Source organism: Gordonia sp. HS-NH1 (assembly GCF_001418765.1).
Lineage (GTDB): Bacteria > Actinomycetota > Actinomycetes > Mycobacteriales > Mycobacteriaceae > Gordonia.
Window position 1 is genome coordinate 1 of record NZ_LIYC01000074.1, and the last position, 8,074, is coordinate 8,074.

Annotated in this window: 6 protein-coding genes and 2 pseudogenes; 2 read left to right on the forward strand and 6 right to left on the reverse strand. The window is 66.3% G+C overall.

From position 1 onward, the window contains the following. The 5 genes and pseudogenes from AMD30_RS25625 to AMD30_RS23825 form a co-directional block, all read right to left on the reverse strand. A pseudogene (locus AMD30_RS25625) lies at nt 1–181 on the reverse strand (HNH endonuclease); the annotation flags it as partial. A 179-nt stretch (nt 182–360) separates the two neighbouring features. Next, a complete protein-coding gene (locus tag AMD30_RS23810; RefSeq protein WP_055477316.1) occupies nt 361–795 on the reverse strand; it encodes a nitroreductase family deazaflavin-dependent oxidoreductase in 435 nt (144 codons plus the stop codon). A gap of 461 nt (nt 796–1,256) precedes the next feature. Continuing rightward, nucleotides 1,257–2,789 (reverse strand): NAD(P)(+) transhydrogenase (Re/Si-specific) subunit beta, encoded by a 1,533-nt coding sequence (locus AMD30_RS23815; protein ID WP_010843157.1) that lies wholly within the window; start codon nt 2,787–2,789, stop codon nt 1,257–1,259. Further along, nucleotides 2,786–3,091: an NAD(P) transhydrogenase subunit alpha gene (locus AMD30_RS23820; RefSeq protein ID WP_004020381.1), complete on the reverse strand. Its 306-nt coding sequence runs from the start codon at nt 3,089–3,091 to the stop codon at nt 2,786–2,788. Before AMD30_RS23820 ends, AMD30_RS23815 begins: the two co-directional genes overlap by 4 nt. After that, nucleotides 3,091–4,179: a Re/Si-specific NAD(P)(+) transhydrogenase subunit alpha gene (locus AMD30_RS23825; protein WP_014928521.1), complete on the reverse strand. Its 1,089-nt coding sequence runs from the start codon at nt 4,177–4,179 to the stop codon at nt 3,091–3,093. Before AMD30_RS23825 ends, AMD30_RS23820 begins: the two co-directional genes overlap by 1 nt. A 444-nt stretch (nt 4,180–4,623) precedes the next feature. Between AMD30_RS23825 and AMD30_RS24830 the strand changes: the two are divergent. Next, nucleotides 4,624–4,749, forward strand: a pseudogene (locus AMD30_RS24830) (VOC family protein); the annotation flags it as partial. 53 nt (nt 4,750–4,802) lie between these two features. On the opposite strand, the gene AMD30_RS23830 reads toward AMD30_RS24830, so the two are convergent. Continuing rightward, the gene (locus AMD30_RS23830) at nt 4,803–6,386 is read right to left on the reverse strand and encodes a molybdopterin-dependent oxidoreductase (RefSeq protein WP_055477317.1); all 1,584 of its coding nucleotides are present in this window, start codon (nt 6,384–6,386) and stop codon (nt 4,803–4,805) included. Nucleotides 6,387–6,527: 141 nt separating this feature from the next. Between AMD30_RS23830 and AMD30_RS23835 the strand changes: the two genes are divergently transcribed. Then, nucleotides 6,528–8,000, forward strand: coding sequence for an FAD-binding protein (locus AMD30_RS23835; protein WP_055477318.1), 1,473 nt, complete (start codon nt 6,528–6,530; stop codon nt 7,998–8,000). The last annotated feature ends 74 nt before the right edge of the window (nt 8,001–8,074 follow it).

The following is an 8,074-nucleotide window of genomic DNA, read 5'->3' on the forward strand; positions in this document are numbered from 1 at the left end:
GCCACGACTCCCGCTCGTCCAGTTCCCCCACCAGGTCAAGGAAACCCGCTGTCAGCGCCGTGATCTGCGCGGCATACCCGAGCACCCTCGCCTCGAGAACCTCATCAGACAACGACCCGGGATCCGCACCGTCGAACATCGACGCAACGTCCCCGACCGAACGAAAAGCACTGACCCCCACCGCAACCCCCTGAACCGAACGAAAGGTACGAGAACAAGATATCGGGCACCACCGACAATTCTCCGGGCCACAAACCCGAGGTCACGAGTGTTCCGCGGAACACGAACTGTGGATCATCGCTATTCACCCTCGTCATATTCTCGATGCTCCGGGCGGCCTCGATCCCGGCCCGGAGATCACTACTGAGAGGCAACCAGCTTGACGAGCGGATACTCTCGCGATGACTTCTTCTGGTACTTGGCGTATCTCGGTTGCGCCTCGACCACCCGATTCCACGCCGTCGCGCGCTCATCCGCGTCGAGTACGACCGGCCGCACGGCCACCGGCACCTCCCCGTGGCGCTCGACTGACACGCCTCCGGGATTCGCTGTCAGATTGGCGAACCAGTCCGGGTTCCTGTCGCCACCACCCGATGCGACGACCAGCCAGTGGTCGCCGTCGGCGAACCAGCTCAGCGGCGTCTCGCGCACCAGGCCGGACCGCCGACCGGTCGTGCGCAGGATGAGCATCTCCATACCCCACATCGATCCGGACTTGTTCCGGATGCGGGTGACGGTGCGCTCGTTCATCTTTCGCTGATACCAGAGCGACAGGGATCGTGGTGACAGGGACATCTCTTCTTCCTCCGTGGCCGATCGGGCGATTGGCGTCGACACTACGGCCCGACGCGCGGGGGTCGCTTCTCGATTCCTGCTCGATCACGACTGGACACCGCGACCACTGGTCCTTGATCCGAAAGAACCCGCAGAACCCACTGGCCCGCCCTGCTCCCTGATCCGAAAGATGCGACCCCCATGCTCCCTGAGGAGCGTCCGGAGCTTGCGAGGGCGCGTCACGAAGGGTCTGGCAGGCCCACTCGCCAAACCCTTCGTGGCTCGTCGCTATCGCTCCTCGCACCTCAGGGAGCATGGGTGGCCCGCCTCGCTCACACCCGAAGAGAGCAGGGGTGGCCCGCCTCGCTCACACCCGAAGAGAGCAGGGGTGGCTCGCCTCGCTCACACCTGAAGGGAGCAATGAACTGCGAGACCCCGGCAACCAGAACGGTAGCCGGGGTCCCGAGAGGTACGCGAAAACGCTAGAGCGCCTTGAGTTCCTCGATGACGCTGTCGACGCTCTTCTTGGCGTCGCCGAAGAGCATGCTGGTTCCGTCGGCGAAGAACAGCGGGTTCTCGATGCCGGCGTAACCGGAACTCATCGACCGCTTCAGCACGATGGTGGACCGCGCCTCGTCGACGTTGAGGATCGGCATGCCGTGGATCGGCGAACTCGGATCGTTGCGCGCCGCGGGGTTGGTGACGTCGTTGGCGCCGATGACGATGGCGACGTCGGTCCGGCTGAACTCACCGTTGATGTCGTCCATCTCTTTCATCGAGTCGTACTCGACGTCGGCTTCGGCGAGCAGCACGTTCATGTGACCGGGCATGCGGCCGGCGACCGGGTGGATCGCGTACTTGACCTCGACACCCTTGGCCTCGAGCAGCTTTGCCATCTCCTTGACCGCGTGCTGGGCCTGCGCCACGGCGAGACCGTAACCGGGAACGACGATGACCTGGTTGGCGTAGGCCATCTGGATCGCGGCGTCGGCGGCCGAGGTCGCCTTGACGGTGCCGCCCTCGGCGCCGGGGCCGCCTGCGGCAGCGGCATCGCCGCCACCGAAGGAGCCGAACACGATGGCCGGGATCGACCGGTTCATGGCCTTGGCCATGAGGTTGGTCAGGATCGAACCCGAGGCGCCGACGATCATGCCGGCCACGATCAACGCCGTGTTGTCCAGAGCGATACCCGCGGCCGCAGCCGACAGACCCGTCATCGCGTTCAGCAACGAGATCACCACCGGCATGTCCGCGCCGCCGATGGGGAACACCACGAACAGTCCCATCACGCCCGCGGCTACCAGTAGACCCACCATCCACCAGATGCTCGCGCCCCCACCGTTCGAGGCGTCGACTCCGAGGTAGATCGCCACACCGAGTGCGACGATGAGCAGCACGATGTTGGCGGCCTGGAACAGCTTGGCGTTGGAGACGAACGTCTTCTCCAGCCCCTTGGGCATGATCTCCTGCAGCTTGGCGAAGGCCACCAACGATCCCCAGAACGAGATCGAGCCGATGATCGCCGCGATCAGCGAACCGATCACCAGCGGCGAGGCGGGTTCAATGTTGTGGAACGTCGAAAACCCGGAGGTCTCGATGAACTCTGCCCACGCGATGAGCGCGACGGTGCCACCGCCGACGCCGTTGAACAGTGCGACCAGCTGCGGCATCGCCGTCATCTTGGTCTTCAGTGCCGGCGGGATACCCAGTGCGACACCGAGGATCAGACCCACCGCGATCAGCACCCAGTTGATCGTCGGCACGCCCTCGGTCGAGTGTCCGTCGGAACCGACCGCACCCTCATTCCAGACGTAGAGCAGCGTCGCGGCGACGGCCAGGCCCATACCCACCGCGGCGATCCAGTTGCCGCGCACCGCGGTCTTGGGCCCGGTCAGGCCCATCAGACCGTAGATGAACAGGGAGAACGACACGATGTAGAGCGCGGTCACCAGATAGGCGATGCCTTCGCTCGGGGTGTGCGCGCCTGCCGCGAGCACCAATTGCGAGCCGTTCACTTGGCCGCCTCCTTCTTACCCTTGAACATGCCCAGCATCCGGTCGGTGACCGCGAAGCCACCGATCACGTTGAGCGTGCCGAAAACCAGCGCGACGAAGGCGATGATGCGCACACCCCACCCGGCGTCGGCGGGCAACTTGCCCAGGACGACCAGCGCGCCGAGCACGACGATGCCGTGAATGGCGTTGGTGCCCGACATGAGCGGTGTGTGCAGGGTGTTGGGGACCTTGGAGATGACGGCGAAGCCGACGAACCCGGCGAGCACCAGGATCGCGAGATTCGCGAGAAGTCCGGCATACATCAGGCAGACACCTCCTGTGCCTCGCGTGTGACACACGCGGCCGCAACGACCTCGTCGTCGAAATCCGGTGTGATGGAGCCGTTGTCGTCGAGCATCAGCTCGATCAACGCCAGCAGGTTCTTCGAGTACAGCTCACTGGCGTGCTCGGGCATGGTCGCCGGCAGGTTCAGCGGTGCCGCGATCGTCACGTCGTGCTTCACGACGGTCTGCCCCGGTTCGGTCAGCTCGCAGTTGCCGCCGGTCTCGCCCGCGAGGTCGACGACCACGCTGCCCGGCTTCATGCCCTCGACCGCGGCCGCGGTCACCAGGCGCGGGGCCGGACGACCCGGCACCAGCGCGGTGGTGATCACCACGTCGAACCCCTTGATGGCGTCTTCGAGCGCTTGCTGCTGCTGTGCGCGCTCGTCCTCGGTGAGCTCACGGGCGTACCCGCCCTCACCGGCCGCGTCGATTCCCAGGTCGAGCCACTGGGCGCCGACCGAACGGACCTGCTCGGCGACCTCGGGACGCACGTCGTACCCGGTGGTCCGCGCACCCAGGCGCTTGGCCGTCGCCAATGCCTGCAGACCCGCCACGCCGACGCCGAGTACCAGCACCGTCGCCGGCTTCACCGTTCCGGCGGCGGTTGTCAGCATCGGGAAGAACCGCGTCGACACATCCGCCGCCACCACGACCGACTTGTAGCCCGCGACGTTGGCCTGCGAGCTCAGCGCATCCATCACCTGCGCCCGGGAGATACGCGGGATGGCCTCCACCGCATACGCCTCCACACCGGCCGCGCGTAGCGTGCCGATCTGATTGTCGGCGTTACGCGGCGCGAGGAAACCGATCAGCTTCTGCCCACTGCGCAGTTTCGCGATCTCGGAATCCGACGGCGGCGACACCCGCAGAACCACATCGGCGCCGTACGGATCGCCGATCGTCGCTCCGGCTTCGGTGTACGCCTCGTCGGGGATCAGAGCGCCGAGACCGGCCCCCGACTCCACCACGACGGGCACACCCTTGCCCACCAGCGCGGCAACGACCTTCGGGACCAGCGCCACCCGGCGCTCCCCCTCGGCCGTCTCGCGCACGACACCCACTGTCATCTGTCTCACCTGTCTGATCCGGCGCCGCTCACCGCGGCGCCGCTGGTTGGCGCCTGTGCTCGGCGCGTCTTGTCAACGAGGTGACCTGCTCCCAGATCGTGCAGGTCCGCCATGTGTGTCGGCGAAACGGACGACCTGACGCAGGTCACGAGTGCACGGGTGGGACTAGGGATGACTGTCACCCGGCTCACATAAATGTGCGTTGAACATAACATGCGTTCTCAGCGGGAACTCAGGTGAGTCAGATACCTCACTCAACCCTTGACGCTGCGGTTTCGCTCATTTCTGGACACATGTCTGGACAGATGTCGTCCTGATGCCGATGCCCAGTTGCACCAACCTCGGTGTTCCGTAGTCTCCGGCCCGCTCGCGGCGCATCATTGAAGTACTACAAGCACCGCATGACCGGCAGACACAACGGGGCCCGTCCACAGCGCGAAAACCTGGCAGAGTCGTCTCGACGCCGCGGGTATCCCACATAGCGAGATCCGTCACGCGCACTACGGTTCCGGTCTGTCGTTCCGCGATCCCGACAACATCGCCCTCGAATTCTTCGCTCCGCCCGCGTGACACGCTCGCGATCTCCCGGGCCGAGATCGGTCACCGGTCGTGCATGTCGCCCGTCAGACGATGGTGTACGTGCGGTCGTCCAGCCCGCTTGCACCGTCGGGCGCCGGCGCCTGGTAGCGCTCGATCTGCGGTTTCCCCTGCTGATCGATCGCCCGGCATTCAAGGGTGTGGTTGCCCTTCGTCGCCTGCCAGACGAACTTCCATTGCCGCCAGGTGTCGATGCTGTATTCCGTGGTCAGCTCGGCGGGCTGCCATGGCCCCTGGTCGACGCGCACCTCGACGCGCTCGACACCGGTGTGCTGGGCCCATGCGGTGCCGGCGACGACTACCTCGCCTGCCGGGTGCTCGGTTCCGTCGGCCGGACGGTCGAACCGCGAGGCCATCTTGATCGGTCCGAGCGCCGACCACCCCCGGGTGGTCCAGTAGGCGTTGGCCTCGGAGAAGCGAGTGATCTCCCAGTCGACGACCCACTTCGTCGCCGAGACATATCCGTACAGCCCAGGCACCACCTGCCGGACCGGATATCCGTGCTCGAGCGGAAGCGGCGAGTCGTTCATCCCCACGGCGAGAAGGGCGTCACGTCCGTCGGTGACCGCCGAAATCGGTGTGCCGCAAGTCCAACCGTCGACGCTGGTGGACAGCAGCATGTCGGCGCCGGGCCGCACACCCGCGAGGTCGAGGACCTCGCGCATCGGCACCCCCAGCCACTTGGCGTTGCCGACGAGATCGCCGCCGACCTCGTTCGACACGCAGGCGAGGGTCACGATCCGCTCGGTCATCGGCATGGCGAGCAGGTCATCCCAGGACAGTGTCACCTCGCGGTCCACGTCTCCGTGAATCCGCAGTCGCCACTCACCGGTGGTCAGCGTGGGGACCTGCAGCGCCGTGTCGATTCGATAGAAATCGGCGTTGTCGGTCATGAAAGGTGTTGCGCCCGAGACCTCGAGCTGCGCACCTGCCGGGATGGGCGGCGCCTTCTGGGCCGCGCGCGGCAACAGAACCCGGGCGCGGTCGGCGACGACGCCCGCCGTGTCGGCGAGTACCCGTCGGGCCACGACACCGACCACGACCGCGGCAGCCGCCACGCCACCCGCGGTGAGCACGAAGCGGCGCGTGAATGCCGACCGCGCAGCCGGTTTCGGCGTGTCATCCGCGGAGTCGGTATCAGTCTCGGCGGCCGGTGGCTCGTCGGAACCCAATTGGGCGATCAGGACCCTCAGCACGACCACCCCGACCACGCCGGCGACGATCGACGGCAGCGCGTGGGTCCAGGTCGCATCCGGCCGGTTCATCGCGGCGAGCACCCCGACCAGCCCGAAGGCCGCGATCACCAGGGAGCCGAGCGGGGGTCGTCGCCGTTCGAGGTATCCGCACGCCGCCGCGAGCACTGCGATGAGGATGCCCATGCCGATGAAGAGCGCCAGCTTGTCGGCGACCCCGAACGTCTCGATCGCCCACTTGCGGACCGCCTCGGGCGATTGGTCGACGACCGTGGATCCCACGGCAAAGTAGGGGGACGCGTCCGGCGACACGGGAACGGCGGCCAGTTCGCCCGCGGCCAGCGCCGCACCGACGGCGACCACACCCGCCAGCGCGGGAGCCGGCGAGGTTGCATGACGCGTCGTGATCGAGGGCATATTTCTTGATAGCGGAGGAACCTGTGAATACGCCGTGTGCGATCGGTTCCGAGACCGGGCGGTGACCATCCGGGCACACCGCAGCACCAATCGTTACCAGAGACTAGAACAGGTTCTAGTTTGTCGGCTAATCTGATCCGCATGGCTACCAGCACCGAGATCCCGGAGACCGTCGCACTCGATTCGGTGAGCGAGTTCTCCGACGAGGTCGACGTCGTCGTGATCGGATTCGGCATCGCCGGCGGATGTGCGGCAGCCGAGGCCGCCGCCAACGGCGCGCGCGTACTGCTGCTCGAACGCGCCGCGGCACCCGGCGGCACCACGTCGCTGTCCGGCGGGTTCTTCTACCTCGGCGGTGGCACCGCCGTTCAGAAGGCCACCGGCCAGGACGACTCAGTCGAGGAGATGGAGAAGTACCTCACCGCGGTGTCGCTGGATCCCGAGGCAGACAAGATCCATGCCTACTGCGCCGACAGTGTCGACCACTTCAACTGGCTCGAAGGCCTGGGCTTCACCTTCGAGCGCAGCTTCTACCCCGAGAAGGCCGTCATCCAGCCCGGCACCGAAGGACTGATGTTCACCGGCAACGAGAAGGTCTGGCCGTTCAAGGACCAGGCCGTTCCCGCACCCCGCGGACACAAGGTGCCGGTGCCCGGCGAGACCGGCGGCGCGAAGCTGGTGATCGACCTGCTCGTCTCCCGGCTCGACGAGCTGGGTGCGGAGGTCCGGTATGAGACCGGCGCCCGGCAACTGGTCGTCGACGAAAACGGAGCGGTTGTCGGCGTGACGTGGAAGACCCCCGATGCGGAGGGCGTCATCCGCGCCGACTCGGTGATCATCGCCGCCGGCGGCTTCGTCATGAACCCCGACATGGTCGCCGAACACACCCCGCATCTCGCCGAGAAACCGTTCGTGCTCGGCAACACCTACGACGACGGTCTCGGCCTGCGCATGGGCCGATCCGTCGGCGCCGCACTGAAATACATGGACAAGGCATTCATCACCGCCCCCATCTACCCGCCCGCGAGCATGGTCATGGGTGTCATCGTGAACAAGTTCGGTGACCGGTTCGTCACCGAGGACTCCTACCACGCGAGGACATCGGGATTCGTTCTCGAGCAGCCGGATTCGGTCGCCTACCTCATCGTCAACGAGTCGCACATGAACGAGAAGCAGAACTACCTCGTCCCGCTGATCGACGGCTGGGAGACCATCGAGGAGATGGAGCGGGACCTCGGCATCCCCGAAGGCAGGTTGCAGGCGACCATGGCCCGCTACAACGAGAACGCCGCGAAGAAAGAGGACCCCGACTTCCACAAGGCCGCCGAGTTCCTCGAGCCGCAGGGCACCGGGCCGTGGGCGGCCTACGACCTGTCACTCGGCAAGGCCATGTATGCGGGATTCACGATGGGCGGCATGGCGACCTCGATCGACGGCGAGGTGCTCGACGAATCGGGGGCCGTGATCACCGGCCTGTACGCGGCCGGTGCCAGCGCCACCAACATCGCACAGGACTGCAAGGGATACTGCAGCGGAACGCAATTGGGCGAGGGCTCCTACTTCGGACGCCGTGCCGGGCGGCACGCCGCCGCACGGGTCACCGCCAGCGCGTGAGGGTCGGCGACCCCGGTCGAAAACCGCCCTCCAGCGGACCACAGACGGCGGAGCGGGCTGTTGCAAAATTCCGG